At 38.0% G+C, this 25,692-nt stretch carries 24 protein-coding genes; 13 read left to right on the plus strand and 11 right to left on the minus strand.

Annotated features, from left to right (window positions below; translation table 11 throughout):
- Positions 1 to 365 precede the first annotated feature (365 nt).
- From BI291_RS06375 to BI291_RS06385, 3 genes are all read right to left on the minus strand, one after another.
- The gene (locus tag BI291_RS06375) at positions 366 to 704 is read right to left on the minus strand and encodes a hypothetical protein (RefSeq protein ID WP_074497282.1); all 339 of its coding nucleotides are present in this window, start codon (positions 702 to 704) and stop codon (positions 366 to 368) included.
- A 61-nt stretch (positions 705 to 765) separates the two neighbouring features.
- Positions 766 to 1,089, minus strand: coding sequence for a hypothetical protein (locus BI291_RS06380; RefSeq protein WP_074497284.1), 324 nt, complete (start codon positions 1,087 to 1,089; stop codon positions 766 to 768).
- A gap of 305 nt (positions 1,090 to 1,394) precedes the next feature.
- Positions 1,395 to 2,582 (minus strand): NAD(P)/FAD-dependent oxidoreductase, encoded by a 1,188-nt coding sequence (locus BI291_RS06385; RefSeq protein WP_074497287.1) that lies wholly within the window; start codon positions 2,580 to 2,582, stop codon positions 1,395 to 1,397.
- A gap of 279 nt (positions 2,583 to 2,861) precedes the next feature.
- Between BI291_RS06385 and BI291_RS06390 the strand changes: the two genes are divergently transcribed.
- A complete protein-coding gene (locus BI291_RS06390; protein WP_074497289.1) occupies positions 2,862 to 4,379 on the plus strand; it encodes a hypothetical protein in 1,518 nt (505 codons plus the stop codon).
- 70 nt (positions 4,380 to 4,449) lie between these two features.
- Here the strand turns inward: BI291_RS06390 and ftnA are convergent, their stop codons facing one another.
- The 3 genes from ftnA to BI291_RS06405 all read right to left on the minus strand — a co-directional run bounded on the left by ftnA (position 4,450) and on the right by BI291_RS06405 (position 5,745).
- A complete protein-coding gene (ftnA, locus tag BI291_RS06395; protein WP_074497292.1) occupies positions 4,450 to 4,980 on the minus strand; it encodes a non-heme ferritin in 531 nt (176 codons plus the stop codon).
- A 113-nt stretch (positions 4,981 to 5,093) separates the two neighbouring features.
- Complete coding sequence (locus BI291_RS06400; protein ID WP_074497294.1) at positions 5,094 to 5,567, minus strand: peroxiredoxin; 474 nt, start codon at positions 5,565 to 5,567, stop codon at positions 5,094 to 5,096.
- On the minus strand, positions 5,560 to 5,745 hold the full coding sequence (locus BI291_RS06405) for a hypothetical protein (RefSeq protein WP_074497295.1): 186 nt from the start codon (positions 5,743 to 5,745) through the stop codon (positions 5,560 to 5,562). The genes BI291_RS06400 and BI291_RS06405 overlap by 8 nt, the downstream gene beginning before the upstream one ends.
- 184 nt (positions 5,746 to 5,929) lie before the next feature.
- On the opposite strand from BI291_RS06405, the gene BI291_RS06410 reads away from it, so the two are divergent.
- From BI291_RS06410 to BI291_RS06420, 3 genes are all read left to right on the plus strand, one after another.
- Entirely contained in the window at positions 5,930 to 6,217 is a 288-nt protein-coding gene (locus BI291_RS06410) for a putative quinol monooxygenase (protein ID WP_074497296.1), read from the plus strand.
- 70 nt (positions 6,218 to 6,287) lie between these two features.
- Entirely contained in the window at positions 6,288 to 6,686 is a 399-nt protein-coding gene (locus tag BI291_RS06415; protein ID WP_074497981.1) for a VOC family protein, read from the plus strand.
- An 11-nt stretch (positions 6,687 to 6,697) separates the two neighbouring features.
- Positions 6,698 to 7,108, plus strand: coding sequence for a GFA family protein (locus tag BI291_RS06420; RefSeq protein WP_074497297.1), 411 nt, complete (start codon positions 6,698 to 6,700; stop codon positions 7,106 to 7,108).
- 107 nt (positions 7,109 to 7,215) lie between these two features.
- Here BI291_RS06420 and BI291_RS06425 read toward each other — a convergent pair whose 3' ends face one another.
- On the minus strand, positions 7,216 to 9,498 hold the full coding sequence (locus BI291_RS06425; RefSeq protein WP_074497298.1) for a DPP IV N-terminal domain-containing protein: 2,283 nt from the start codon (positions 9,496 to 9,498) through the stop codon (positions 7,216 to 7,218).
- A 368-nt stretch (positions 9,499 to 9,866) separates the two neighbouring features.
- Here BI291_RS06425 and BI291_RS06430 point away from each other — a divergent pair, with 368 nt between their 5' ends.
- Complete coding sequence (locus BI291_RS06430; RefSeq protein ID WP_074497300.1) at positions 9,867 to 10,925, plus strand: DcaP family trimeric outer membrane transporter; 1,059 nt, start codon at positions 9,867 to 9,869, stop codon at positions 10,923 to 10,925.
- Positions 10,926 to 11,164: 239 nt separating this feature from the next.
- The gene (locus tag BI291_RS06435) at positions 11,165 to 12,697 is read left to right on the plus strand and encodes a PAS domain-containing methyl-accepting chemotaxis protein (RefSeq protein ID WP_074497302.1); all 1,533 of its coding nucleotides are present in this window, start codon (positions 11,165 to 11,167) and stop codon (positions 12,695 to 12,697) included.
- Between the two features lie 73 nt (positions 12,698 to 12,770).
- On the opposite strand, the gene BI291_RS06440 is transcribed toward BI291_RS06435, so the two are convergent.
- The 3 genes from BI291_RS06440 to BI291_RS06450 form a co-directional block, all read right to left on the minus strand.
- Complete coding sequence (locus BI291_RS06440) at positions 12,771 to 13,226, minus strand: DUF3291 domain-containing protein (RefSeq protein WP_074497305.1); 456 nt, start codon at positions 13,224 to 13,226, stop codon at positions 12,771 to 12,773.
- Positions 13,227 to 13,265: 39 nt separating this feature from the next.
- Complete coding sequence (locus tag BI291_RS06445) at positions 13,266 to 15,599, minus strand: Tex family protein (protein WP_074497308.1); 2,334 nt, start codon at positions 15,597 to 15,599, stop codon at positions 13,266 to 13,268.
- A gap of 169 nt (positions 15,600 to 15,768) precedes the next feature.
- Positions 15,769 to 16,335, minus strand: coding sequence for a hypothetical protein (locus tag BI291_RS06450; protein WP_074497311.1), 567 nt, complete (start codon positions 16,333 to 16,335; stop codon positions 15,769 to 15,771).
- A 293-nt stretch (positions 16,336 to 16,628) separates the two neighbouring features.
- Between BI291_RS06450 and BI291_RS06455 the strand changes: the two genes are divergently transcribed.
- From BI291_RS06455 to greB, 7 genes are all read left to right on the plus strand, one after another.
- Positions 16,629 to 18,596: an alkaline phosphatase family protein gene (locus BI291_RS06455; protein ID WP_074497313.1), complete on the plus strand. Its 1,968-nt coding sequence runs from the start codon at positions 16,629 to 16,631 to the stop codon at positions 18,594 to 18,596.
- A gap of 366 nt (positions 18,597 to 18,962) precedes the next feature.
- Positions 18,963 to 20,558, plus strand: a complete 1,596-nt coding sequence (locus BI291_RS06460) for an MFS transporter (protein WP_074497316.1) — start codon at positions 18,963 to 18,965, stop codon at positions 20,556 to 20,558.
- 430 nt (positions 20,559 to 20,988) lie between these two features.
- Complete coding sequence (locus BI291_RS06465) at positions 20,989 to 21,459, plus strand: DUF2059 domain-containing protein (protein ID WP_254849538.1); 471 nt, start codon at positions 20,989 to 20,991, stop codon at positions 21,457 to 21,459.
- 331 nt (positions 21,460 to 21,790) lie between these two features.
- Positions 21,791 to 22,417: a hypothetical protein gene (locus tag BI291_RS06470; protein WP_074497318.1), complete on the plus strand. Its 627-nt coding sequence runs from the start codon at positions 21,791 to 21,793 to the stop codon at positions 22,415 to 22,417.
- Positions 22,418 to 22,717: 300 nt separating this feature from the next.
- Positions 22,718 to 23,386, plus strand: coding sequence for a PEP-CTERM sorting domain-containing protein (locus BI291_RS06475; RefSeq protein ID WP_175573085.1), 669 nt, complete (start codon positions 22,718 to 22,720; stop codon positions 23,384 to 23,386).
- 245 nt (positions 23,387 to 23,631) lie between these two features.
- On the plus strand, positions 23,632 to 24,147 hold the full coding sequence (locus BI291_RS06480) for a YgjV family protein (RefSeq protein ID WP_074497322.1): 516 nt from the start codon (positions 23,632 to 23,634) through the stop codon (positions 24,145 to 24,147).
- A gap of 54 nt (positions 24,148 to 24,201) precedes the next feature.
- Positions 24,202 to 24,678, plus strand: coding sequence for a transcription elongation factor GreB (greB, locus tag BI291_RS06485; RefSeq protein WP_074497325.1), 477 nt, complete (start codon positions 24,202 to 24,204; stop codon positions 24,676 to 24,678).
- 84 nt (positions 24,679 to 24,762) lie between these two features.
- Here greB and BI291_RS06490 read toward each other — a convergent pair whose 3' ends face one another.
- Complete coding sequence (locus tag BI291_RS06490; RefSeq protein ID WP_083601932.1) at positions 24,763 to 25,617, minus strand: peptidylprolyl isomerase; 855 nt, start codon at positions 25,615 to 25,617, stop codon at positions 24,763 to 24,765.
- Between the last annotated feature and the right edge of the window lie 75 nt (positions 25,618 to 25,692).

The raw sequence follows: 25,692 nt of genomic DNA on the forward strand, positions 1-25,692 counted from the left end.
TTATGGGTGAGCTGTCAATTGTGGTTTATTATAAACTGCTTGCCCGCAAGCCACACCTTGGCTTTAGGGTGATCAAGTTTTATCATTAATTCCTTTATTTTAGATCTCCCAAGCCGCTTTCTCTTAATTCACATGTAATCTGATTAACAATTGCTGAAATACTAAAATAAGCAGGCTAAGCAATAGTTTGGTTATAAACAAAGTAATCGTTGTCTTCGTAGCACAATGTCTGAGTAAAGCCATTAGATAATTCTTGAGCCAACAAATTTATTTATTGTAGGAAAAGTGATTTTTGATTATTAAAGGTATAAGAATGTTGTGTTCGATGATGAACTTGTGCTTATTTGCTAAGAGGATATCTCTATCTATGTGTAATCTTTATCGTAAGTGAACAGAGCAATAATTGCCTCGCTTGCGAAAATAACACTGTATTGAATTACAATGGCATACATCGATCCGATAGCTGATTCATTATATAATATTCCTAAAGCTAAAAGGAAAACAACAATGCCTGCTAATGTTCTGATAAAATACCTTAAGCTACCTTTGTATCTATCTTTGTGTGCAATGGTAAAAATGATTATATACGGTACCGAGATAACTAATGTCCACAAAAATCTACCGTCCCAATATTCATAATTTATTAAGGTTAGAGCAATTAAGGCTAGAACCTTGATAAAATAATAAGTTTTAAAATAGTTCATCAGCATTCCTTTGCATTAAACGCCAGAGAAACCCAGGTTTGCTTGCTGGCGCATAGTGTTGTTATAAGTTTTCCCGTTTGTTCAAATACATATTTGATACTACGACGAATGTAGGCCAGAAAATTGTGTTAATTAGATCATGAAGGCTTGCCGACCAACGCATATAGCCTAGTGAGGCCCAATCATCTTGCAGGTCCAAAACCTCCATTCCTCCTGCTATCACAAACACTGGGAGCAAAGCCAAAATATCAGGGCGACCACGACGCCACAGCAATACGGCTAGGAAGAAAACCAGCAAGCCTATATGTATATGTATCGCATCTTTTGAAAGGCTCAAAAATTCTAAGATTGTAAGTTTCAAACCCTGATATGGGGAAGTCTCCATGCTATCCACCTACTTATAACGTATGATATGGACTCTTCACTCAGCATCAATGCGCCATAGTGAAGTTAACACTTAGTATTTATGATATTGGTAACCATTACAAGTGTGAATTTCACACTGGCTTGTTATGAATTTTTTTGCTTTTCTAGTATTTTCACAATCCTGCTATTTATAATTTCTGATAAATTCGAATAGTGCAATTTACGATCAGTTGTGCTGTAAAATTCAATGATAATAGCATCAAGATCTTTGTGATATTTTGCAAAACTTTGGTATCCCGGAAAATGTATTTAGTTTAGTTTCCATTACTTAACCGCTTGCCCACAAGCCATGCCTTGGCTCCAGCAGGCTTGAAAATTATAGCCTCCGAGCCAACCGGTAACATCGATCACTTCACCAATAAAGTACAGATTTTTCACTTTGTTGCTTTCATAGGTTTTTGACGATAATTCATCGGTAGCAACGCCACCTAGCGTAACCTCGGCGGTGCGGTAGCCTTCAGTGCCATTAGGTTTGATTTGCCAATGGTGTAGATAAGTACTCAATTGACTGATTTCTGCGTTAGAAAGTTGGTTAATCACTTTGTCGGTAATTTCTTGCTGGCTGATCATTGCTTCAATAAAGCTTTTTGGCAATACCGTGCAGAGTAAGTTCTTTAATGATTTCTTCGGGTGAAGCTCACGCCATTGTGTTATCAAGTCTTCGACGGTGATGTCGGGTAGCAAATTGATTGAGATCGACTGTCCTGCGCGCCAAAATGATGAAATTTGTAATATGGCTGGGCCAGATAAGCCACGGTGGGTGAACAAAATATTCTCTTTGAAATTTGTGCCACCTTCGCTGCTGACCATTGTGGGAACACTAATGCCTGATAAACCTTCAAAACGTTCTTTATCTTGCGGTTGTAGAGTAAAAGGTACCAGTGCGGCCATGGTAGGCAATACTTGCAAACCAAACTGTTTAGCGATGTTATAGCCAATAGGTGTAGCGCCCAATTTAGGCATAGTGAGTCCACCAGATGCTACCACCAATGACTGGCATTGATATTGGTTAGTAGAAGTATTCACCATAAAATGCTCAGCTTGTTTTTCTACACTTACTACTTCATTACGAAGATTGATATTTACGCCGGCCCAATCACATTCGGTCATCAAAATATCAACGAGATCTTGTGCGCTGTTATCACAAAATAACTGACCAAGTGTTTTATGGTGAAATTCAAGGCCGTGTCGTTCCACTAATTCAATAAAGTCTTGTGCTTGATAACGACTTAACGCTGATTTTAGAAAATGAGGGTTTTCACAGAGATAATTATCTGGGGTGGCATTTTCATTAGTAAAATTACAACGGCCACCGCCTGAGATCAGAATTTTACGTCCTGGCTTTTTCCCCATATCAACTACCGTTACCTTTTTGCCCCGATAGCCAGCTGTTGCTGCGCACATTAAACCTGCTGCGCCGGCGCCAATGATTAATACGTCAGTATGTATCAAGTTATAAGCCTTAGATTAAATCAGGCAAGCATTATAAAAATATTTTGCTTTTATCACCAGTGTATTTACTGCGGACTGAGTCACAGACTTCTTTGAGTAACGAAAAAGTGTCAGCATTTTGTAAGGAAATACAAAGATTCAGTAAATAAACGCAAAGCTTAAGTAAAGAAGTGCAAAGATTGAGTAAATCGTTGAACGAACATAAAAATGGCTTCTCTATATGCAGACTTTTGATATCAGCTTGGTATCGATTAACGATGTATAAAAATGAGATGAAAAATGCTGAATTGTACGAAACAACGTAATGAAAAATTTTCCTATAGCACCTTAATGATTTTTTTATTATCAAGTGTGGTGTTAATTATGGCCGGCTGTGGCTCTAGTGATAGCAGTGATAATAAAGTTGGTTATTTAAAATTTTATAATTCTTCTACGAATGCACCGTCACTGTTTTTGACTGTTGATGAAAATCTAGATGAAGATGAAGACGATGAAGTTGAAATTACTTTTAGCGGTACAGCATATGGTACTGCTGATACGCGCAGAGAGTTGCCAACAGGTGATTATTTCTATGAGTTAGCGTGGCAAGATGAAGATAGTGCTGCACGTGCTGATTTAGAAATGATATTTCAAGATCAAATCTCGATTGAACAAGACACTATCAAGTTCGTAGTGGCTAGTGGTGATATCAGTCAACCTCAAGTAAATGTGTATGATATTTCATTAGTAGATGATGAAGATGACTCAACGCTATCGTTATTTAATCTTCGGGTGTTGAATATGCACGGCTCTAATCAAGCGTTAGATATATATCTTTCTCAAACCGATGAAACGTTTAATGAAGCAACAATGATTGGTAGCTATTCGTTTCAAGAGCTTTCGGAAAACCAAAAGTTCGATCAAGATCAATATGTGTTTTATATTACCCACGCAGGTGAAGATGAGGTGTTGTTTCAATCGAACAATGTAAGTTTTTTATACCCGTCACAATATGTCATGGTTATTCGTGAAAACATAGGAAATAGTGATTCACCTTATATTATCGATAAGGTGTCGTCTTCGTACACTGAAACCTTTCTTGATTACAACGCAGAAGCTCATTTTCGCGTATTTAATGCCATTGACCAGCATGAGCTGATTGCAGACTACAATGATGCTATTGATGTTGAAATAACGGGTGGCAATACAACATCTTCTTTATCATCACTTGAACGCGGAACGTTTAGTGATGAAATCGTAAAAGAAAATGGCGACTTTAGCGTTAAGGTGACGGTCAGTGATAGCGAAACCATTTTACTCAATAATCATTTATTATCACTACCTGAAAATGCCAATAAAACACTCTTTTTATATTTAACAGAAGATAATGTTGATCATGATGGCGATGGTGATGTTGACGAGAATGGTGACGGCATTGTTGATGAAATTGAAATTTCTATTAACTCGTTGGTCGTTGATAATAGTGTCAGAGAAAGTATTTATGATCATCAATTACAACTCGTTAATTTAGTTGATAGTGATGACTTTGGGGTAGTTGAGTTTTATTTTGTACGTAGTGATGAAACAATCGCAACGGCTTATTATTCAAGTGCTGTTTCTTACGCAAATGCCGAATCAATCATTTTGAGAAATAATACCTACCAAGTTTTTGCGGTGGCAAAACATAACAGTAGTGAAATAGTGCTGGCTAACTTTGAGTTAACTTTAGATGAAAACAGTGATGAGTTGTTTTTAATCATTGAACAAGATGACACCGCCGCTAGCGGTTATCGGGTTACAACAGAAGAACAGTTATAGCTTAAATACCGATTAACTTTTTTATAAAAAAGGGGCTTTGTAGCCCCTTTAACATATACGAATATAATGATTATGCGGTGGGCGAATTTGTCATTATGCTAGAAGAGCCTGTTTTTGCTAGCTCTGCTAAATCTTTATCAACAAAAAATAGTGCGTGGCCATCATGGCCAACTAAGTTAATTTTATCTAAAACACTTTTAAATAAAGTTTCTTCTTCATGCTGTTCAGCCACATACCATTGTAAGAAATTAAAGGTAGAATAATCTTGGTTAGTAAAGGCTTGATGTGCGAGTGAGTTAATGCGTTCAGTAATTTCACATTCATGCTGATAGGTTTTTTCAAATACATCGGCAAGAGACTCAAACTCATGTGGTGGCGCATCAATGGCCCCTAAAATTGGCAAAGCACCGGTTTCACTCACATAGGTAAATAATCGCGTCATATGATCCATTTCTTCAGCAGCGTGTTTACGCATAAACTCAGCTGCGCCTTCAAAGCCTTGCTCCTCACACCAAGCACTCATTTGTAAATATAAGTTAGAAGAGTAAAACTCTAAGTTGATTTGCTCATTAAGCTTCATGATCATGTCTGATTTCAACATATTACACCTCGATAAAAAAGTTTGCGCATTATTACGTATCAAGTAGTGCTATTGCAAGTAAAACCTAATAAAATCAATATCATAACAATGATAATTGTTTGCGTTTGTGTTTGTTATAAGTTTTGTAATATTGATTCTCCGTCACTAACAGACAGTTCACCTGCTTCTTCAGCAGCTAAATGAATAACTGTACCGTTGTCGATAATCATCGCATAACGTCTAGAGCGGTAACCACCCAATGGCTCCATGTCTAGACCTAATCCTAATGAACGAGTATAGCTACCGTCAGCATCTGAGAGCATGGTAATATGTTCAGCGTTTTTAGCGTCTTGCCAAGCCTTCATTACAAACACATCATTAACAGCAATACAGATAATGTCATCAACTCCTTTAGCTTTAATTTGATCGGCTAAGGCGATATAACTGGGTAAGTGGTTGTCAGAACACGTTGGAGTAAACGCACCTGGCACAGCAAATAGCACGACTTTTTTGCCCGCGAATAAATCAGGTAATTGATGGGTGATAGTATCGCTATCTGTACGTTGATGAAGTTGTCCGCTCGGCATTTTTTGATTTACGTTAATCATAATTTTCCTTATCGACTTGAGTAAAAGAGAGCTTTGTTGGTTTACATAAAAAACCTTTTGAGTGTGCAGCACGCGCACAGTCTTTACATGCAAAGCGTGGCTGCACCACAATTTGAGTAATAATGTGTATGTTTTTTTCTATGTCTTTTTTCTTCCATTTACAAAGCGACTTAGTCATACATTCATTACTCAAAAAGTCTTGCTGCTGTTAGTCTAGTAGAAACTAGCAATGAACGCACGGCGACTTAGCTAAACGATTAAATAATCTGATAAAAAATCTTAAAGGCGCGTTGTTCTTGTTGTGTTGGTAGCTCAGGTAAAGATATTATAATGTGCACCAACTTAATTAGCAGGGAAATACCATGATACATCGCGTTAATCAGTTTTATGCCGCAGATAACCAAGCACAATCATTAAAAGAGTTTTTTCAAGAGCTTGTTGATTACATTAACAATAGTGAAGGATGTATGGGTTGCCAACTTTTACAAGATGAGCAAGATGACTCACATTTTGTGATCTTAGAACAATGGCAAACGAAAGAAGCTCATCAGGCATCGTTAAATCAATATCCTGCGGATAAGATGCAAGCTGCTATGCCGCTTTTTGGCAAGCCACCAGAGGGCGATTATTACACGTTGATTAAAGAATAATGAGATCTTGTCACTTTCTATAATGATTTTCGACGCTGTAATATTAAAAAAAGTAAAAACTTATCAAAGTATGAATAATAAAATTGTTTTAAAAGGTATTCATCACGTAGCGATTATTTGCGCTGATTATCAACGTACTAAAGCCTTTTATGTAGATATACTTGGGCTTGAAATTATTGCGGAAAATTATCGAGCAGAGCGCCAATCATATAAATTAGATCTAGCGCTACCTGACGGTAGCCAACTCGAAATATTCTCATTTTCCAATGCGCCGAAACGCCCTAGTTACCCAGAGGCTCAAGGATTAAGGCATTTGGCTTTTCAAGTAGATTCTGTTGAACAAACAGCATTATTATTGACCAAAAAAGGTATTGAAGTAGAGCCGATTCGCGTTGATGAATTTACTGGGAAGTCATTTACCTTTTTTAGTGATCCCGACGAGTTACCCATTGAAATATATCAAACATAGTAGAGGAAAAGATGTATAAAGGCAGTTGCCTCTGTGGCAAAGTACAAATAGCGATTGATGGTGCTATAAGCGATATTATTCATTGTCATTGTTCTTTGTGTCGCAAAAATAGTGGCACAGCTTATGCCACCAATGGCTTTGTTGAGCGAGAAGACTTTACCCTTGTTTCTGGTGAGCATGAACTCAGTCAATTTTCATATAAAGCTAATCGAGTGCGCCACTTTTGCAAACATTGTGGCTCTCCTGTTTATAGTGAAAACTTAGAAGATATTCAACGAATTAGATTACGCTTAGGGCTATTAGATACACCGATAATTGAAAGGCCAATGTCACATAACTTTGTGACCTCTAAAGCCAATTGGGAAGAGATGGATGCAAAGCTTCCTCGGTATGAAGCGTTTGAACCTGAGCGACAAAAATAGCTGTTTTTAACTATCTTCGTGAAGTTGAATTCAATACAGTAAAAAGCCGTTTTGTGCGTAACACGAAACGGCTTTTTTACTGTTAAAACTTGCTATTTACTAGCATATTATTTTTTTAGTGTTTCAAAGGTAAACTCTTTAGGTGGTGTTACCCCTTTTAAATGTTCAACGAAATAGTCCCAGCGTTTACGCAACATAAACGGTTCACGTGCAAAACCGTGACCGCGATTCGGTAGCATGATCATGTCGAAATCTTTATTGGCGTCAATTAACGCTTCTACTACAACTAACGTGTTGTAAGGTGGTACGTTAGTATCTGTCGTGCCGTGTGCAATTAATAACTTACCTTTTAAACGATCGGCAATAAGTTGATTCGCTTGGCTGTCGTAGTTGGTTGTACCGTCTTCATTGTTCACTAACATACCATGCCATTTTTCACCCCATTCATCCGCATAGTTACGGTTGTCATGATTACCTGCTTGAGACACTGCAACACTATAGAAATCTGGGTACATTAATAACGCGCGAGTAGAGGCAAAACCACCACCTGAATGTCCCCAAATACCTACTTTACTGTCATCTATCCAACTGTGTTTACTTGCAAGTTGTTTAATCGCTGCTACTTGGTCGGGAATGCCACTATCGCCCATGTTGCCATAATAAAATTCATGAAATGCTTTTGAACGACCCGGTGTACCTAACGCATCAATCTCAATGACAATAAAACCTAGTTCAGCAATGGCTTGGTTGTCACCTCGTGATGCACGAAAGTTACGGCCACGAATTGAACCTACTTGCGGGCCAGGATATAAATAGTTTACGACAGGGTATGATTGCTTAGGATCAAAATTGCTTGGTTTATACATTAAACCGTAAATATCATGTTCACCGTTTCTATCTTTGACAATAAACGGCTCTGGTGCGACCCAGTTTTTCGCTTTTAACTGTTCGATATTCATGGTTTCAATGGCAAAACCTTTACCAGTGTTGGTGCTTCGAACGTAACTTTTTTCTGGTGTAATATACGTTGAAACGCGATCGACAAAATATTTACCATCTTCACTTAAGGTAATGCGGTGGTGTTGTTTTTCTGGCGTTAACAGCGTTAAATTTGAGCCATCAAGATTTACGCGATAAAGGTAATGAAAATATGGATCACCGCCTTCACGCCCTGCACCGGTAAATAAAATAGTGCCGCTTTCTTGGTCAACATGAAGTAATGAAATGACCGTCCAGTCACCTTGGGTAATTTGTTTTTTTACCTTACCCGTTTTTGCGTCTATTAAGTAAAAGTGTCCCCAATTTGAACGTTGAGAAAACCATAATATTTCATCGGTTTTATCAAGATACTGCCAACTAACCCCTTGAACACCGGACTCAAAAAAGGTTTCTTCGGTTTCTGTGAAAACTGTTGTTACTTTACCTGATTTGGCATCAGCAAAACGTAACGTTGCTTTTTTATGGTCACGAGAAGAAGAGACAAAAGCAAAGTGCGAACTATCTGTTGACCAATCAATATCAAGTAAACTGCCATCGCGTGCGGCAACATGGTCAGTGATAGTAGAGCGATGCTCATCAGGCGCCATATCTAATGGAATAACCTTCGCTTTATCTACGTCGATAACAACACGATGAATTTTAAAAATATGCTCATCGCCGGGTAATGGATATTTCCAAACATCAATTTTTGGGTGGCCAACAGCCGTGGATACAATACCCATGTCGCCAACTTTTCGGCCGTCATGCTTAAAGGTGGTTAGCTTGCTTGAATCAGGTGACCAGGTCACAACAGGTTTGCTACTACGTACCCAGCCAGCATTGTTTGTTGCATAGCCGAAATCTTCAATGCCATCAGTGGTCAGTTGCGTTTCTGTATTATCAGCAAGATTTCGTAACCATAAGTTATGCTCACGAATAAATACTGACTTATTACCATCAGGCGAAACAAATTCACTACGCTTTATTGATGTTTCATCTTTTTTACAAAGGTAATTACTTAATGGACACTGGTAATTAGTACCTTTGTAGTTGACGTTGAGTACGTTATTGTCACTAATAGTGACTTGATAAAAGGGTAATTTATTTTGGTTTACTTCACTTTCGGAAATACGTGCAAGTGACTCAGCAAGTTTTTGATGATCAAAGGCAGGTGCTTTAGTTTGCTTGCTAGCATCTACTTTAAAAAATCGTAACCCTTCAGGGGTTTGGCTGCGATAAATTAAGGTATTGTTGTTAGACCATTTTGGATAGTCGACGGTACCAGTCACCAGTTTTGTGGTGGTGCTTGATAATTGTTGTTCTGCGCGTTGATAATCGGCTTTTGTTACGTCAGCGTGTGCAACGCCTGAAACCGATATCATCGTTGCAGCCAAAGACAAATATTTGTTCATGGTGAAGAAACCTGCATTTTAGTTGTTATAAATCACGCTAGTTAAGCGTAATTGTCGCTGACAAAGAGCTTAGCATACATTCGTAAGAAAAAAGCTGGCACACTCGACCAAAGGTCATGAATATACGATAAAAAGTCCCATGCTTTTATCGATTAACAATCTTTTGTTAGCGAGTAAATATCTTTGGAATACGACTAAAGTCTAATGATAAATGTCACTCTTATAGACTTAGGTCTAATTTCTAAATGGCTGTTTAGCCTCTACGGTTATACCCAGAAAAAAAATAACAGTTTAAAAAAACGATAAATAGCTGACAGATTGTTAAGTTTTCTTTCTCAGGCTATACACGAAATATGGGGAAAGTAGAGATGAAAATTGATAAAGCCGGTATACTGGCGACAGGCTTATTAACGATTGCAAGTTCAGCACATGCAGGATATGAAATTCAATTAACGGAAGAAGATAAAATTACCTTCGGAGGGTTTATACAAGGTGATATTCGTTACATTGATGGTAATGCATCTTCAACGTTAACCAATGATGATTTTTGGATTGGTCATGTGGTTAATGATGATATTTCAAACACCCGCTTTTCTGCCAGTTCAACACGCTTCAATACAAAATATCAACATGGTGATATCACCGGTTTCATTGAGATGGATTTTTATGGCGGTGACGGTAACGAGCGCTTAACGAATTCTCGCCACCCGCGCTTACGTCATGCGTTTATTAAATACAAAAATTGGACTGTAGGTCAAACTTGGTCAACGTTCGTCAATACTAGCGCTTTAGCTGAAGCTGCCGACTTCGGCGGACCTTTAGTTGCTGCGGCATTTATTCGTCAAGACTTGATCCGTTATACCAACGGTAACTTTCAGATTGCGATTGAAAATCCAGAATCATACGGTGGCTATACGGGGGCAGGTGGTTATGGTTCACAAGATTCAGTGCCTGATGTTATTGCTAAATATACCTTCTCAGGTGATTGGGGTAATGTTTCAGTTGCGGGTGTCGCCAAACAATTAGAAACAGTCAGTGGCGAATCAGAATCAGGGTTTGGCTATGGTATTGCCGGTAGAATCAAAACGGTGGGTAAAGATGATTTTAGGTTTCAACTTCATGGTGGCAATACCGGTCGTTATGTAGGAGCTGCTGCCGCGACTGACCTTGTCGGTGAAGAAGTCGAGGAAACAACATCTATTTCTGTTGCTTATCGCCATTTCTGGACTGAAACCTTAAGAACGAATGTATTTTACGGTAGAACTGAAACAGAAGAATCTGATCGCGAGCGTACACACTGGGGCGTAAACCTGTTTAAAAACATTACGCCAAAACTTTCGTACGGTGTTGAGTTTGGTAATTTTGATGCAGAAGATCTCGCTGCAGATTCTAATTACGCACAACTTTCTGTGAAATATGTTCTATAACGTTACTGTGTTAACACGTCTTTGCGTTAGTTAGCCTCACTGAGGTTATCTTTATAGGGAAGCATTGCTTCCCTTTTTTTGTGTAACTTTGAGCTTGTTATTATTCCGTAAACTTATTGTGGCTATTAAGTAAACCTTTAAAAATTTTATATTTTTTTAACAATTTGGATTTTTTGCCGATATAATCTTTACTTAGATAAACCATTTACAACAACTTCAATACGGAATTTAAAACCTTAATGAATATCACAACGAATGAAGTTACTTTTTCACCTTCTGAGCAGCTTGTTTCGATTACTGACACTCAAGGTGTGATTTTATATGCCAATGAAAATTTTTGTCGAATAGCAGGATATTCACAATCTGAACTAGAAGGGCAGCATCATAATATTGTTCGTCACCCTGATATGCCAAAAGCGGCTTTTGCTGACTTATGGCAAAAACTTAAACGAGGTGATTCTTGGCGAGGCATGGTAAAAAACCGTTGTAAAAACGGTGACTTTTATTGGGTAGATGCCTACGTTACCCCTTTATACGAGGGAAATAATATTGTTGGCTACCAATCTGTTCGTTGTTGTCCTACGGCTGAACAAAAACAAAAGGCACAGGCGCTGTATCAACAGATCAATCAAGGGAAATCGATAAATGAATTTTCTACGAATGTGTCTTTAAAGCGTAGTCTGGCAGCTGCACTTGTTTTATCAATCACACTATTACTAGCGTGGTTTATCTCTATGTACGCGGCAGGGGCATTATTACTGACTGTCGCGTTACTGGTTATAATTTTTAAAGATGAGTTTATTGCTATACCTGATCAAATTTCACAATATAAACAAGAGTTCGATAGTCCATCTAGGTTGGTGTTTAGTGGTAAAGGCATTGCCGCGTTAATGCGATACCCGTATTTAATGCAGCAGGCAAAAATAAGAACAATTTTAGGAAGAAGCCGTGATTCAGGTGAAGGGCTTGTTAATCTTGGTGTGAAATTAAAAGATACCTCTGCTCGTTCTTTGGAAGGTCTATTTAATGAGAACTCGCAGTTAGATCAATTGGCAACGGCAATGACAGAAATGTCTGCCACCGTTCAAGATGTCAGCCAAAGTACTACAGATGCTTACGATAAGGTCGTGGTAATGCAGTCTGAATGTAATCAAGCAATTAGTGTTATTGATCATAGTCAGAAGAAAATCACCGTATTATCCGGTGAGGTAGAATCTGCGGCAAATACTGCAACTAACCTTGTTACTGATATCACCCGTATTTCAGATATCATGACTGAAATTCAAGGCATTGCTGATCAAACGAACTTATTAGCTTTAAATGCAGCTATAGAGGCTGCTCGTGCTGGTGAACAAGGACGAGGTTTTGCTGTTGTCGCAGATGAAGTACGAACCCTTGCTGGTAGAACGCAATCTGCTACCGAGCAAATACAAGGTTCAGTGGTCGAGCTCCAGCAAACGCTTCAACAATGGAGCGCAACCATGGTCTCAAGTCAAGGTGAAGCTGAATCATGCGTAGAAGATGCAACAGAAGCAAAAGCTGGTATGGATCGCATCAAAGGTATGATGGATGAAGTAACAGATATTGCGGGGCAAATAGCAACAGCTACTGAACAACAAAGTGCTGTCGCTGCAGAAATGACCCAAAGCGTGCATAGTATCGATGGTATTTCAAAAGAAAACACTGAAATTGCTGAACAAGTTAACCGTTACGGTATTGAGGTGAATAAAAGTGCCGAAACGTTAGAGTCGCTAAGCTCAACGTTCCGATAATGTAAAAGTGTAAAGCATCTTATTGATCATGAAATAAGATGCTTTATTATACCAAAAATACACCGTTATGGTTTCAATTAATCTGATTTAAATCTGCTTCAGTGAAGTTACTTTTAAAGGTAAATGCGTAGGGTGAATCCCCTTGTTTTCTTAAATGCATCAATCGTTCAATCGCCTCTTCTATTGTAGGTCTATGATTAACGGGTATCCACCATAATACGTACGAGTCTTCGGGTATGCGATGAAACCACTCTTGTTTTCTTTTGAGAAAATCAATGTGATGAGTTCTGAACATAAAATTCTTTAATGATTCAATATCTTGCCACACAGATATGTTTACGATGATATCTGGATCATCCATTACCTTGATATCTGTTGCGTCACCACTGTCATCTTTTAAGCGCCAAACAAAGCCATCGCTGATTTCTGCAATAGCATTGATCGGTTCTAAATTATTGATGAATTCTGCTATTTCTGGTGCGTCTAGTGCGTATTTTGCTTTTGCAATATTGAGCTGTGCAAGATTCATTTTCTCTCCTTAGATTAGAATAATACAGCCTAGAAGGCCTTATTTTTTTAGCTTGGCAAAGGCATCAGCAAAGGCATTTCCCATGGCGGCATTTTCTACCGGTTTCGGTTTTTTGTTGTGATGCTGTTGTTTCGCTTGGTGTTTACTTTTCGTGTTACTCTTCGGTGTATGAGTTGGCTGATATTTTTGTTTTGTAGGCGCAGATGCTTCATCTGTCAGTCGCATAGTAAGACTAATCCGTTTTCGTTCAACATCTACTTCCGTTACCTTAACTTTGACAATATCGCCTGCTTTTACCACATCGCGTGGGTCAGAAATAAACTTATTTGTGATTGCAGAAATATGCACTAAGCCGTCTTGGTGAACGCCTAAATCAACAAATGCACCAAAATTTGCCACATTAGACACTACGCCTTCAAGCACCATACCTACGTTCAAATCTTTGATTGATTCGACGCCTTCGGTAAAGGTGGCTGTTTTAAATTCAGGACGAGGATCTCGAGCTGGCTTTGCCAGTTCTTGCACCACATCTTTGACGGTAATATCACCGAATTTATCATCAACGAGCGACTGAAAATCAACTTTATTCGCTAATGCTTCTTCATTAAGTACTTGGTCTATCGAGGTATTTAGCTGAGCTACAATTTTATCTACAATAGGGTAGGTTTCAGGGTGAACGCCAGATGCATCTAATGGATTAATACCATCAGAAATTCGTAAAAATCCAGCGGCTTGTTCGAAGGCCTTAGGGCCTAAACGTTCAACCGATTTGATATCTTTTCTACTGTTAAAACGACCGTGTGTATCTCGGTATCGAATAACATTATTAGCAATGGTTTTATTTAACCCAGCCACTCTGGTAAGTAATGCCGCAGAGGCGCTGTTAATATCAACACCAACTGCGTTTACACAGTCTTCTATAACATTATCAAGGGCTTTACTCAGCTTACTTTGGCTCACATCATGTTGATATTGCCCTACGCCAATAGCTTTAGGGTCAATTTTAACTAATTCAGCCAAAGGATCTTGTAACCGACGAGCAATGGATACCGCCCCACGAATAGACACATCAATATCAGGAAATTCTGTCGCGGCAAGTTCAGAGGCTGAATAAACAGAAGCACCTGCTTCGCTGACAATAATTTTTTTGATTTTTCCATCGCATGCTTTTACAACTTCACCTGCTAATTTATCGCTTTCTCTAGAGGCAGTGCCATTGCCGATGGCAATCAGATCAACTTTATATTGTCGCGCTAAATTAACCAGAGTGCGAATGGATTTATCCCAGTTATTTTGGGGCTCATGTGGGAAAATAGTAGCGGTTTTTAGTAATTTTCCCGTTGCGTCTACCACCGCTATTTTACAGCCAGTTCTAAAGCCTGGGTCGATCCCCATTGTTACTTTTGGCCCAGCAGGCGCAGCCATTAATAAGTCTTTCAGGTTTTTAGCAAAAACAAGAATGGCTTCTTGCTCTGCTTTTTCACGTAAGGTGCCTAAAAACTCAGTTTCTAGTGATTGACTAAATTTTACTTTCCATGCCATATGTACCACTTTGGTAAGAAATTTAGCTGCTGGCTGCGAAGATAAGTTGAGCTGATAATGCTCGGTAATAATGTGTTCTGCTGAAGAATAGTGGCTGCTCTCTTGCTGTGGGTCTACGTCAAGCGATAAGCTTAAAAAGCCTTCGTTTCTACCTCGTAATAATGCTAATGCTCGATGTGAGGGAATTTTTACAATTTTTTCAGAATATTCGAAATAATCACGGTATTTAGCACCTTCTTTTTCTTTTTTCTTTAGCACCTTACTTTTTAAGTGCGCTTGTTTGGCAATTAATCTACGTAGTTTTGCCAGTAGTGCTGCGTCTTCGGCGAAGCGCTCGATTAGAATGTATATAGCTCCCTCTAACACCTTATCGGTATTTTCAAAACCTGCTGGAATATTAATGTACTGCTCTGCCTCTATTTCAGGGACGAGTTGCCATTGCTGAAACAATGCACTAGCTAAAGGTTCGAGGCCGGCTTCTATGGCGATTTGTCCTTTAGTTCTTCGTTTTGGTCGATAAGGGAGGTACAAATCTTCAAGACGTGTTTTGTTATCTGCATCAAGAATCGCCTGTCGCAGTGGTGGTGTTAACTTATCTTGTTGTTCAATATTGGTTAATATAACGTGTCTGCGTTCTTCGAGCTCTCGTAAATATTCAAGGCGTTGTGATAAGGTTCTAAGGTGTCCATCATCAAGCCCTTTGGTTGCTTCTTTTCTATATCGAGCAATGAAGGGGACGGTTGAACCATCATCAAGTAACGATATTGCGGCCGTTACTTGGTCTGTTTTTACATTGAGTTCTTGGGCAATTTTTGCAGCAATTGCAGACATTATGAGTTGTCCTATAGGGTAATTAGCGCTTTTTTCTATATATATGGGTGCAAATAACAATTTCTAGGCTATTGAGTAAATATCAGTGAATTTTTAAATGTCGTACATGCGATGTGATAAAGCCTAATAGCGCTTCTAATCGATAACTATTAGGCTATAAATCTAGCAATTATTCCATCATATTATTATCAAGTGCTTTCACGGGGAAGCTTTTTGCAAAGGCTAGCACAGCATCTTTATTTGCTGAATTTGATTCAAACGCTAACATGCCACCGCTTTTTAATGAAACGGTTAGCTTTGTAGAGCCATCAGTGTGCTCTAAGCTTGCGTTGCGCCTTTGAATACGAACTTTGTTGTTACTAGAGGTCATACCAAATTGTGCCAGAGCAGCAAAGGCAGATGCGGCAGCGCCAGTGTTTCCTGTTGTTAATGTGACTTGTATGTATTGATCGTTATGATGATATTCACGTTCAATAATATTCATTCCCATGGCTGATTGGTGGGAAAGCTCATTACCAGAAAAATTGTTAATTTTATCTTTGAAAAAACTACTGATTTGATTGTTTTTTAATTGCTCAAGCTGTGTAACACACCAACGAGCCTCTTCTAGTGCGCCTTCAATATCTCCGCTTTCAAATAAGCTAGCTGCATTTTTGCAAAGCTTTGCTGGATCTTCATCATTCGCCATTGTGTTTAATGTGATTGTACAAAGTAGTAATGGGAGTAAGAGTTTCATGGTAAATATCCTTATAAAATAATTAATATGAAGTGTATGAAAAATACACAAGAATTAATAGCGTATCCATGAGTTATTTTAGTGGTGTTTCTATGTTAATGACATTTCTAGGGTCGAGATGACCACTGAAGAAGATGAAAGAAAAAAAGGCAGATATCGCGTTGTTGATAGGTAATACTTTGTGTCTTCATTTAATTGTCATGAAATTGTCACGTTTTTATCTTTCTAGTGTCATCAAAAAATATAAAAATATATCTGGTCTAGACCAGTTGTGTTTTTATATAGAGGAAATTATGAACTTTACAAAGAAAGAACTTAAGAAAGCAATTGCTTGCATTTGGGGCTTATCAGCTCTTGTGTTGGTAGGTTGTAATGATAGTGAGACTCAGCAAACTTCAATTATTACAGCGGATAAAGATCCAGAGAAAAGGGTGCTAGTTATTGGTATTGATGGTCTGATGTATGACTATATTGATGATATAGATAATGTTGATATGAATGAACCGGTGCTACAGCACTTTCCACGATTAAGCATTTCAAAAGCACTTGCTGGAGGTTACCTAGGTACTCAGAGCCACCAAGCTAGCTCGTCGGGACCATCTTGGTCAACAATTTTAACTGGGACATGGGTTGATGGACACTCAATAAGTTCGAATAATAACCAGCCAGCCAAAACGAAGACTGTTTTTGAATATCTTCACAACGCCGATAGCACTATTGATATGGCAAGTTTTGCAGCATGGTCTCCAATAAATACAGGCCATGCTGCTAATGGAATGCCGTTACTTAAGCAACGCGCTGATGGTAGCGCAAGACCAAGTAATATGTCAGTTGATGAGTTTATCGCCACAAAATTAGTAAACGAACTAAAGGATGAAGATTCAAATTTAGATTTTATCTTCACTCACCTAGATGAAATTGATGGTGCTGGGCATACGTGTGGATGGTGTACGTCATATGAGGAAGTACTGTCTAAAATTGATAACTTATTAGGTCAAGTTTTAGACGCTGTTGAATACAGAGAATCAAACCTAAATGAACAATGGTTAGTTTTAGTTGTTTCTGATCATGGTCATGTTAAAACTGGTGGTCATGGTGGGGATTCTATTGAAGAACGTACTTCGGTTATCGGAACAAATAAACCAGATTTAATGAATGAACTGTTTGCCAATAACTCGAGCGTATTTTCACTAGCTAGTGAAGAGCAAAATGTACTGATGGGATACCCTGGAATAACTGCGATAGTTCCGACTGTGTTGCATTATTTAGGCTATGAACTCAACGCTGAACATCAATTTTCTAGTCCTTCGTTGATTGGAAACGTTGGTTTAAAAAATAGTTACATACAAACAGAACAACCACTTTCAACAAGTGTTACGAATAAAATAAGTTGGCGTGCAACATCCGATGTTAATACGGTTAGTATTTTTAGGGGAGATGAGAAAATAGCAGAAGTTTCTGCTAGTGACGAATCATTTGAAGATATAATCACCTTGGATATTTTACCTGAAGGAGATCATCATCTTGCTTATACATTAAAGCCAAATACTGGGAATAGCATTACGGCTTGGACAAAGTTTGCAATAGGTGAGGCAGCATCTGTTGATACTGTGCTTGAAGATGTTGCGGAACATGTTAGCTTTCAAGAGAGTATTTCTCCATTTAGTTTTATTTCAAACAATGCAGATTCTGTGATTTATGAAAAAGGCCCTTTTGATTCAGGCAAAGCGCTCCGTATCAATAGAGATGATGGCTATTTGACAACTCCAATTTCATTCCAGGATGTTACACAGAGAACCTTGGGATTTTGGTTGAAAGTAAACGGTGAAATTACAAGTGATCCTAACGTGATTTCAAATAAAAACTGGGATAGTGGTAGTAATCCAGGATTTACAATTGCCATTACAAATTCCAGTTTAAAATTGAATATAGGTGACGGTGTAAACCGATCTGATATTTCATTACCTTATACCAAAGATACATGGATATTTGTTGTTGCAAGCTTTGATCTGATAAACAATGAAATAGCGTTATATATTCAAGATCCAAATTTAGGGTTTCAAGAAAGTAAATCTTCTTCATCTAATGTTGCATCGTTAGCCTCAGAGTTTCCGTTGAACATAGCTGAGGGTGGTGATGGCGATTATAACCTCAATTCCATCATAGATATATCAATGGCTGATTTGTTAATTTTTAATCGAGTATTAGCGAATAATGAGGCGAGAGCTTTGTCGAATATTGAAACTAGAGTGAGTTTTTAAGGGAGGGTAAGAGAAGTGATCTATAGCACTAGAACACTTCTCAGTTCTATGGCCTATTTCAATAATTACGCTGCAAATTTATTGTAAAAATCAGCAAAAGCATACTATGACTTAAATTATCTTAGCATCTTCATGCGCTTTCGGCGGGACAGGTTTCAAGCGTATTTAAACGTTAATGAACATTTTTGTGTTTTATATTTTGCGCTATTGCATCGCGTTCCTTTATTAAATAATTCATATAAAGACGATATATGTATAATTTGAGCAATTACACTATTCACTAGAAAACACCCCAAATATGGGTATAATCAAGCGATTAATAATCACACAGTGTTATCTTACACAAGTGGCATGAAGGTAATAAAAATGCGCGCTAAAGAGTACTTATTTCACCATCCGGTTGCTTTTTGGCTAGGGTGTTTGTTGATTACTTTAGGCGTACTTTCTCATATTCCAATGTTTATTCATGCGGCCCACATGAATTACCAGATGGCTGGCATGATGATGGATAGCACCATGCTGATTGGCATGGCATTGATTCCATTTGGTTTAGCATTGGCTTGTTATGGCTTAATGCCTCGCTTAGCAACATTAAGGGTAAATAACAGCACTGAGGAAATTCAGTTTCATGTTGCTGATAATAGCCCACTCAATGCAGAACATATTAAATTAGTGATAGCGCTATTAGTCGCAGTAATTGTTGATGTAATGAAGCCTGCTACATTAGGGTTTGTTATGCCAGGCATGACTGATGAATACCAAATAAACAGTGAGACCGTGGGAACCTTAGCACTTGTTGCCTTGACAGGAACAGCTATTGGTTCAGTTTTGTGGGGCAGAATGGCAGATCTATTGGGTCGTCGTGCTGCTATTCTACTCTCAGCATTAATGTTTATAGGTACAGCCATTTGTGGTGCGATGCCGAGTTTTCAGTGGAACCTTATTATGTGTTTTTTAATGGGTTTATCTGCAGGTGGCTTATTACCTATAACATTCACCTTAATGGCTGAAATGGTACCTGCTCATCATCGAGGTTGGTTACTTGTTGCACTGGGCGGTATTGGTACTTCTGCAGGTTATTTGCTCGCGTCAGGTGCTGCTGCATTACTTGAACCATTATTTAGTTGGCGAGCACTTTGGCTTTTAGGTTTACCAACAGGGCTTATTGTTATTATTTTCAATAAATACATCCCAGAATCCCCACGTTTTTTAGCAAATATGGGTTTGATCAATCAAGCAAAAGCGGTATTAACTAAATACAATGGCGAACTTGATGAGCCCAAACCTAAGAAAACGTTGTCGGTAAAAAGTGAAGAAATTGAATCAAGTACCTTATCTCAAATGATGAGAGGACCATATGCTTTAATTACACTAGCACTTATTGGCACTGGCGTAGCGTGGGGGGTTGCCAATTTTGGCTTTTTGTTATGGTTACCGACGAATTTGCGTGAAATGGGTATGAGTGCTCAAGCGACTAATCAGTTGTTAGCACAATCAGGTTTATTTGCGCTACCAGGTATTCTGATGGTTGTATGGCTTTATCACCGATGGAGCAGTATCAAAACGTTAGTACTTTTTGTTACGTTAACGGCACTCAGTTTAAGTTTGTTTATCATTGGCGATATACTTGATCAACTTAATAGTACCGTGATCATTACTTCAACAGTGTTGCTATTAATCAGCAGTAGCGGCGTTATCGCCATGTTAATTCCCTACGCAGCGGAAATTTATCCTGTACAGCACCGCGGTATAGGGGCAGGTCTAATTGCAGCAAGCTCTAAATTTGGCGGAATAGTTGGCGCATTACTCGGTGTTCTGGGATTATTTGAACAATTAGGGGTATCTGCTTTCACGATTGCAGTTCCATTAGTATTGTGCGCTATCGTTCTTACTAAAAATGGGATAGATACCCGCGGACGTCGCCTAGAAGATATACATTTAGCGTTTGTTAATCGCACTTAGAAGCAATTATACCATGCAACCTCAGCAGCCAAAATTGATGTACATGGGTGAAGTATCAATACAAATAGGCTTATCAATTAAAGCTATTTGATTTTATTAAGAAAAGGGCTGTTCATAAAAACTAGCAGGAATGGATGATATAGAGTGAATGGCGCGATAGATATTGAGGTTTGAATCTGCTTAAAGAAGCCAAAGCGTTAAGCGCATCCTTGTCGATTCTTAAGGGAGTTATTATTTGCTATCAATATTCAAACCATTCTATTCAAGATATTGCTCTACTTGCAATACTATCGTAACGTGTTAATTTCTATTCTTAATTGACCGATCTATTTGTTGGCGGAGCTGATAAACGCTTACTCGGCTTCGCTTTTTACGCATACAATGTAAGCACATACTGACCCGCTGTCGCGGTGTTTTATAAGGATATCAAGTGAAAAAACGTTTAATACTACCATTAATATTATCTACATTGTCATTACCTACCATGGCACAAGAAAAACCCATCGATGAACTTTTCAGTGTTATGGCAATGGAAAAGCAAATGGCGGGTGGGTTTGAAGCAATGCTACCTGTGATTGATCAAATGACTGCTAAATTTAAATTAGATAGTAAAGGCAAGGCAGAGCTTAAAGAAATATTTCGTACTTGGTATAACGAAGATATTGATCGTACAAAGATGATAAATGAAATGAAGAAACTGTATTCACAAGCATTTACCGCCGATGAACTTAGCGAAATTATCAGTTTTTATAAGACGCCTATCGGTCAAAAATTTTTAGAAACATCACCGAAATTAATGCAACTTGGCGCTCAAATAGGTATGCAAGAGGCACAATCTAAACAAGTTAAGCTTATGGAACGTGTGCAACCTTTTTTAGAAAAGCACGGTATTAAACGGTAAGCAAATCTATCAGATTATAGAAAACTTTACGTTATCTAGTTTTTCAACGAATGAGGTAACGTAAAGACTTTAAGCATTCATTGTTAGATTGTAATACCAAAGCGTTTAATTCTCGCTGAATGACCGAATATTTATGCGAATTGGTATAATGTACTTTATTTGTCTGTTTCTGCAACGCTGTTAAGTTGAGCATAATCCCAAACGTGCATCCATTTTCAAATTAGATTGAGAATCATCACATTAACAATGCCTGTAATAACATAATAGTTGCCGTTTATCCTGTCAAAAGCTATTTTCTGATGAAATAAATCTACAAATTGATGAATATAAAATGCATACGTTACCTATTCTATCTTTCCTGATCGCTTGTACGCTATCATTAACGGCTACAGCTAATGATGTAAGTCCTGTTACCATAAATAAAACAGCCAATATTCCACTTTTAGATGGCCACTGTGATAGTACTGAATGGCGAGGAGCAACGTTGTTGCAACTACCTGCAAATATTAATATTCATTTAATGCAGAATGAGCATTCGGTATTTATATGCGCACAAGGAAAAGCTGAAGATTACACTGTTCTCGATTTGTATATAGAGCATTTTGACACGAAAACACTATATAATTTACACGCCTCAGCTCAGCTTCTAGAGCGAAGATTAATTGAACAACAGTGGAGCCAATCTGATTTTTGGAATCATAAAGAATGGGCTGGATTTTGGGTGCCTTATGCCGGTGAAGAATCTTCTGAAGATGGGAAACGAACAAAATTTCTCACTGGGTCAGCGAGAGAAATTCAAGTGTTAAAGAAAAAGTTTTCCGGTGATGCGTGGCAGATGATGGTTGAAATTAGTGGTATTTATCAAAACGGTAAATATGGAGCTAGTTTTACCTATCCTAAAAATGCGATAGATACAAATAGATCAACGTGGGCAACATTCTCATTTTTAACTCATTAATCGTGTAAAGCTTGTTAAATTTTATCATCGTGGTGTGAAAAAAATTAATTTTTTACTCACAAAAAATTTACATTATATTTAAATTTTTTGAAAATACATGTCAGTTTTTTTTACAGATACCTCAATTTCTTCTTGACGATTAAAAGTTGATTAAATTTTAATTGTATATATTACAGTATATTACAGTATATTACGCGAGGTGTTGATGAAGTCTTACGATCTGGTCTGATGATTGCTTTGTTGTATATTAGTACAATATTGGAATGATATTGACGTTGTAACTTTAAGATGGATGTTCAAATGAAAAAATTTATTAGCAAACTAACTGCTGTCGTAACATTGAGTGTAGTGTCTACATTTTCAAACGCAGATTTGATCACAACAATCACGCATGACTACGGTCAACAACAATATACGCCTAACAGTTTAGCATCTAATAATAGTTGTGATACGTTAAATGCAGATTCAGTCACGATTACCGATAACTCAAATGGTTGTGGTCGTTTTTATGACTACTTTGACTTCTCTACTGTGAATTTTAACACCATTGATAGTTTTGAATTGTCGTTAGACTTTTCGAATGTATCTGATAGGAACTTAGATTGGCTTTTTGGTTTTATCCCTGTCTGGAATAATGAGAACTGGAATGTAAGACCAGGTGCTTCGGCATCTTTAAATTCTGGTTATGACTATAGCCATGATCAAGATATTGCCACTACAATCACCATTGATGCCAATACAGTTGATGCGCAAATTTTTCAAAATATGATCACTAACCAAAACTTTTCATTAATGTTTGCGGAAGAGTCAATGGGCAGTGATAGTTTTACTTTAAATAGTGCTTCATTAAGTATTTTTGGTACGCCAGGTGAACCATTAGCTGCTGAAATACCAGAGCCGGCACCACTTGCATTGTTAGCTTTAGGAATGTTTGCCCTAGGTGCTTCAAAGCGTCGTAATGCAAAATAAGCGTTAAATACGTGTAGAAAATTATATTGTAAATAACCTCTTTCGTTGGGTGAACCAATGAGAGAGGTTTTTTTTATGCCTACTTAAATGAAGGAAATAAATTGGCTGAAGTAAAGCCTTCGCTGTAACCTAATATGTCGGCATGATGATAAAAATTACGCTGGTACATCACATCTCACAACAGGTATAATCGCCACTTTAGGCTATTCAGCCTTTTCTTCATATTTCTTATTTTCAGGGGCAATATGCCAGATTTTCTACTCTCCCAAATATTAGTGACGTTTACCTTAGTTATTGAATGCTTTGCTATGCAGCTTAAAGATAAAGATCGTATCTTGGCGTTGTTATCATTAAGTTGTTTGTTTAATGGTCTGCATTATTTGTTATTAGATCAGCCAACGGCCGGCTATATTTTTCTGTTTTCAAGTATCCGTTTCTTGTTGTCTATTAAATGGAAGTTTCAATGGATGGCTGCGGCTTCATTGTGTGTTAGCTTGTTCATCACAATCTACACGTACACGGGTTTATTAAGTATATTGGGCTTTATTGCAACCGTTTTTATTACTACTGGTTCCTTTAGCAAAAATGATAAATTTCTACGCTTGATGATGATCTTAGGTGGTTCTCTATGGTTAACGCATAACGCTATATTGTGGTCACCAGTTGGAATTCTTGTCGAGGTTATTTTTGTGGGTAGCGGTGCAATTGGCTATTATCGTTATTACCTTGCGGGTAAGTTAAACACCTCGCACCGCGATTAATGTAGCAAGACTGAATAATGTATCTTATCAACGTTAAAACAATGGTTAATTATCATGAAACGTAGTCATTACATCACACGACAAGGCTGGGATATGCTCGATCGTGAATTAAAGTATTTATGGAAAGATGAACGTCCTCGCGTTACAAAGTCGGTGTCTGAGGCTGCAGCATTAGGCGATCGAAGTGAAAATGCAGAATATATTTACGGGAAAAAACGTTTAAGAGAAATTGATCGTCGTGTACGGTTTTTGTCAAAACGTTTAGATGAATTAACCATTGTTTACCCTGAAAAACAGCAAGAAGGCAAAGTATTCTTCGGTGCATGGGTAGAAGTGATTGATGAGCATGATAAAACATTTACCTATCGTATTGTGGGTTCAGATGAATGGGATGTATCCAAAGGTGAAATCAGTATAGATTCTCCTGTGGCACGTGCATTAATCGGTAAACAAGTTGATGACGAAGTGGTCGTGAAAACACCAGAGGGTGAGCGTATTTTAGATGTGGTAAAAATTTGGTATAAAAAATAGGGTGTATATACGGTGAATACACCCTTCAGATGACAGTCATCTGACTATTGACACAAATAACTTAGCTGGTCTCTTTTGTAACAATTACTGTGGTATTACTTTAACGTCTACTTTTGATTGGCAAATATCTAGCACAGGTATTGGTTTTTTATAAAAGAAAGGATTATCGCGTAATCGTTTTTTATTAATTTTATTTTCATAAAGTGAGTTATCGGTATTTTCGATGGCGATTTTGAGTTGTTGTGCTTTGGGTAAATCTGCCATTACGGTCATACTTTTTATGGGAGTAAACTGCTCAGGTAATATTTCTGGCATACCTTCTATAACAGCTGTACGTTGAATTGACTGAACATGCTGCATACCGAGTACAACTCTGCCAAAAATGGTCATAATGCGGTCTAAATAACGTGGCGCTTGGCCATTGGTAATATAAAAGTGACTGGTGCCAGTATTCGGTGCTGATTCTCTTGCCATGGCAATGACGCCTGGACAATGTAACAACCACGCCTTTTGTTCTTTCTGTGAATAACCAACGGCAAAACCTTTTCTAAAGCCCGTTTGTGGTGCAAACATATCGTGTTGTTGAACTTGGGTAAACGACCAGTGTTCGTCAGTGGTTATTTCTTCTTCAATAGTTAGCGGTGTAATGCCCTTGTCTTTATCTGAACCATCTTGTGGCCCCGCTTGAGCAACAAAGCCGTCAATCACACGATAGAAGCTTTCACCTTGATAGAATCCATCTCTTACTAATTTTTTGAAACGTTTTACATGATTTGGGGCGAATTCAGGCGATAACTCTAAAACCACATCACCTTGCGGCAACGTCATAATCACGGTATTTTCCGGTGAGAGAATACGCCAATTATTATCTCGTTTTTCCTTTGCACTAGTCGTAAAGCAAATTATTAATAAACACGTTAATATGGCTTTAATCATCATAAATTCCTATGTAATGTTAGTGTTTCACGGTAACTCAACTGGCTTGGCGTGATCAAGATAGCTTGATAAAATAAC

Source organism: Thalassotalea sp. PP2-459, from assembly GCF_001913705.1.
Lineage (GTDB): Bacteria > Pseudomonadota > Gammaproteobacteria > Enterobacterales > Alteromonadaceae > Thalassotalea_C > Thalassotalea_C hakodatensis.

Coding starts and splice junctions, on each gene's coding strand:
- BI291_RS06375 (WP_074497282.1), bottom strand. CDS start 704: ATGAACTATTTTAAAACTTATTATTTTATCAAGGTTCTAGCCTTAATT.
- BI291_RS06380 (WP_074497284.1), bottom strand. CDS start 1,089: ATGGAGACTTCCCCATATCAGGGTTTGAAACTTACAATCTTAGAATTT.
- BI291_RS06390 (WP_074497289.1), top strand. CDS start 2,862: ATGCTGAATTGTACGAAACAACGTAATGAAAAATTTTCCTATAGCACC.
- ftnA (WP_074497292.1), bottom strand. CDS start 4,980: ATGTTGAAATCAGACATGATCATGAAGCTTAATGAGCAAATCAACTTA.
- BI291_RS06400 (WP_074497294.1), bottom strand. CDS start 5,567: ATGATTAACGTAAATCAAAAAATGCCGAGCGGACAACTTCATCAACGT.
- BI291_RS06405 (WP_074497295.1), bottom strand. CDS start 5,745: ATGACTAAGTCGCTTTGTAAATGGAAGAAAAAAGACATAGAAAAAAAC.
- BI291_RS06410 (WP_074497296.1), top strand. CDS start 5,930: ATGATACATCGCGTTAATCAGTTTTATGCCGCAGATAACCAAGCACAA.
- BI291_RS06415 (WP_074497981.1), top strand. CDS start 6,288: ATGAATAATAAAATTGTTTTAAAAGGTATTCATCACGTAGCGATTATT.
- BI291_RS06420 (WP_074497297.1), top strand. CDS start 6,698: ATGTATAAAGGCAGTTGCCTCTGTGGCAAAGTACAAATAGCGATTGAT.
- BI291_RS06425 (WP_074497298.1), bottom strand. CDS start 9,498: ATGAACAAATATTTGTCTTTGGCTGCAACGATGATATCGGTTTCAGGC.
- BI291_RS06430 (WP_074497300.1), top strand. CDS start 9,867: ATGAAAATTGATAAAGCCGGTATACTGGCGACAGGCTTATTAACGATT.
- BI291_RS06435 (WP_074497302.1), top strand. CDS start 11,165: ATGAATATCACAACGAATGAAGTTACTTTTTCACCTTCTGAGCAGCTT.
- BI291_RS06440 (WP_074497305.1), bottom strand. CDS start 13,226: ATGAATCTTGCACAGCTCAATATTGCAAAAGCAAAATACGCACTAGAC.
- BI291_RS06445 (WP_074497308.1), bottom strand. CDS start 15,599: ATGTCTGCAATTGCTGCAAAAATTGCCCAAGAACTCAATGTAAAAACA.
- BI291_RS06450 (WP_074497311.1), bottom strand. CDS start 16,335: ATGAAACTCTTACTCCCATTACTACTTTGTACAATCACATTAAACACA.
- BI291_RS06455 (WP_074497313.1), top strand. CDS start 16,629: ATGAACTTTACAAAGAAAGAACTTAAGAAAGCAATTGCTTGCATTTGG.
- BI291_RS06460 (WP_074497316.1), top strand. CDS start 18,963: ATGCGCGCTAAAGAGTACTTATTTCACCATCCGGTTGCTTTTTGGCTA.
- BI291_RS06470 (WP_074497318.1), top strand. CDS start 21,791: ATGCATACGTTACCTATTCTATCTTTCCTGATCGCTTGTACGCTATCA.
- BI291_RS06475 (WP_175573085.1), top strand. CDS start 22,718: ATGAAAAAATTTATTAGCAAACTAACTGCTGTCGTAACATTGAGTGTA.
- BI291_RS06480 (WP_074497322.1), top strand. CDS start 23,632: ATGCCAGATTTTCTACTCTCCCAAATATTAGTGACGTTTACCTTAGTT.
- greB (WP_074497325.1), top strand. CDS start 24,202: ATGAAACGTAGTCATTACATCACACGACAAGGCTGGGATATGCTCGAT.
- BI291_RS06490 (WP_083601932.1), bottom strand. CDS start 25,617: ATGATGATTAAAGCCATATTAACGTGTTTATTAATAATTTGCTTTACG.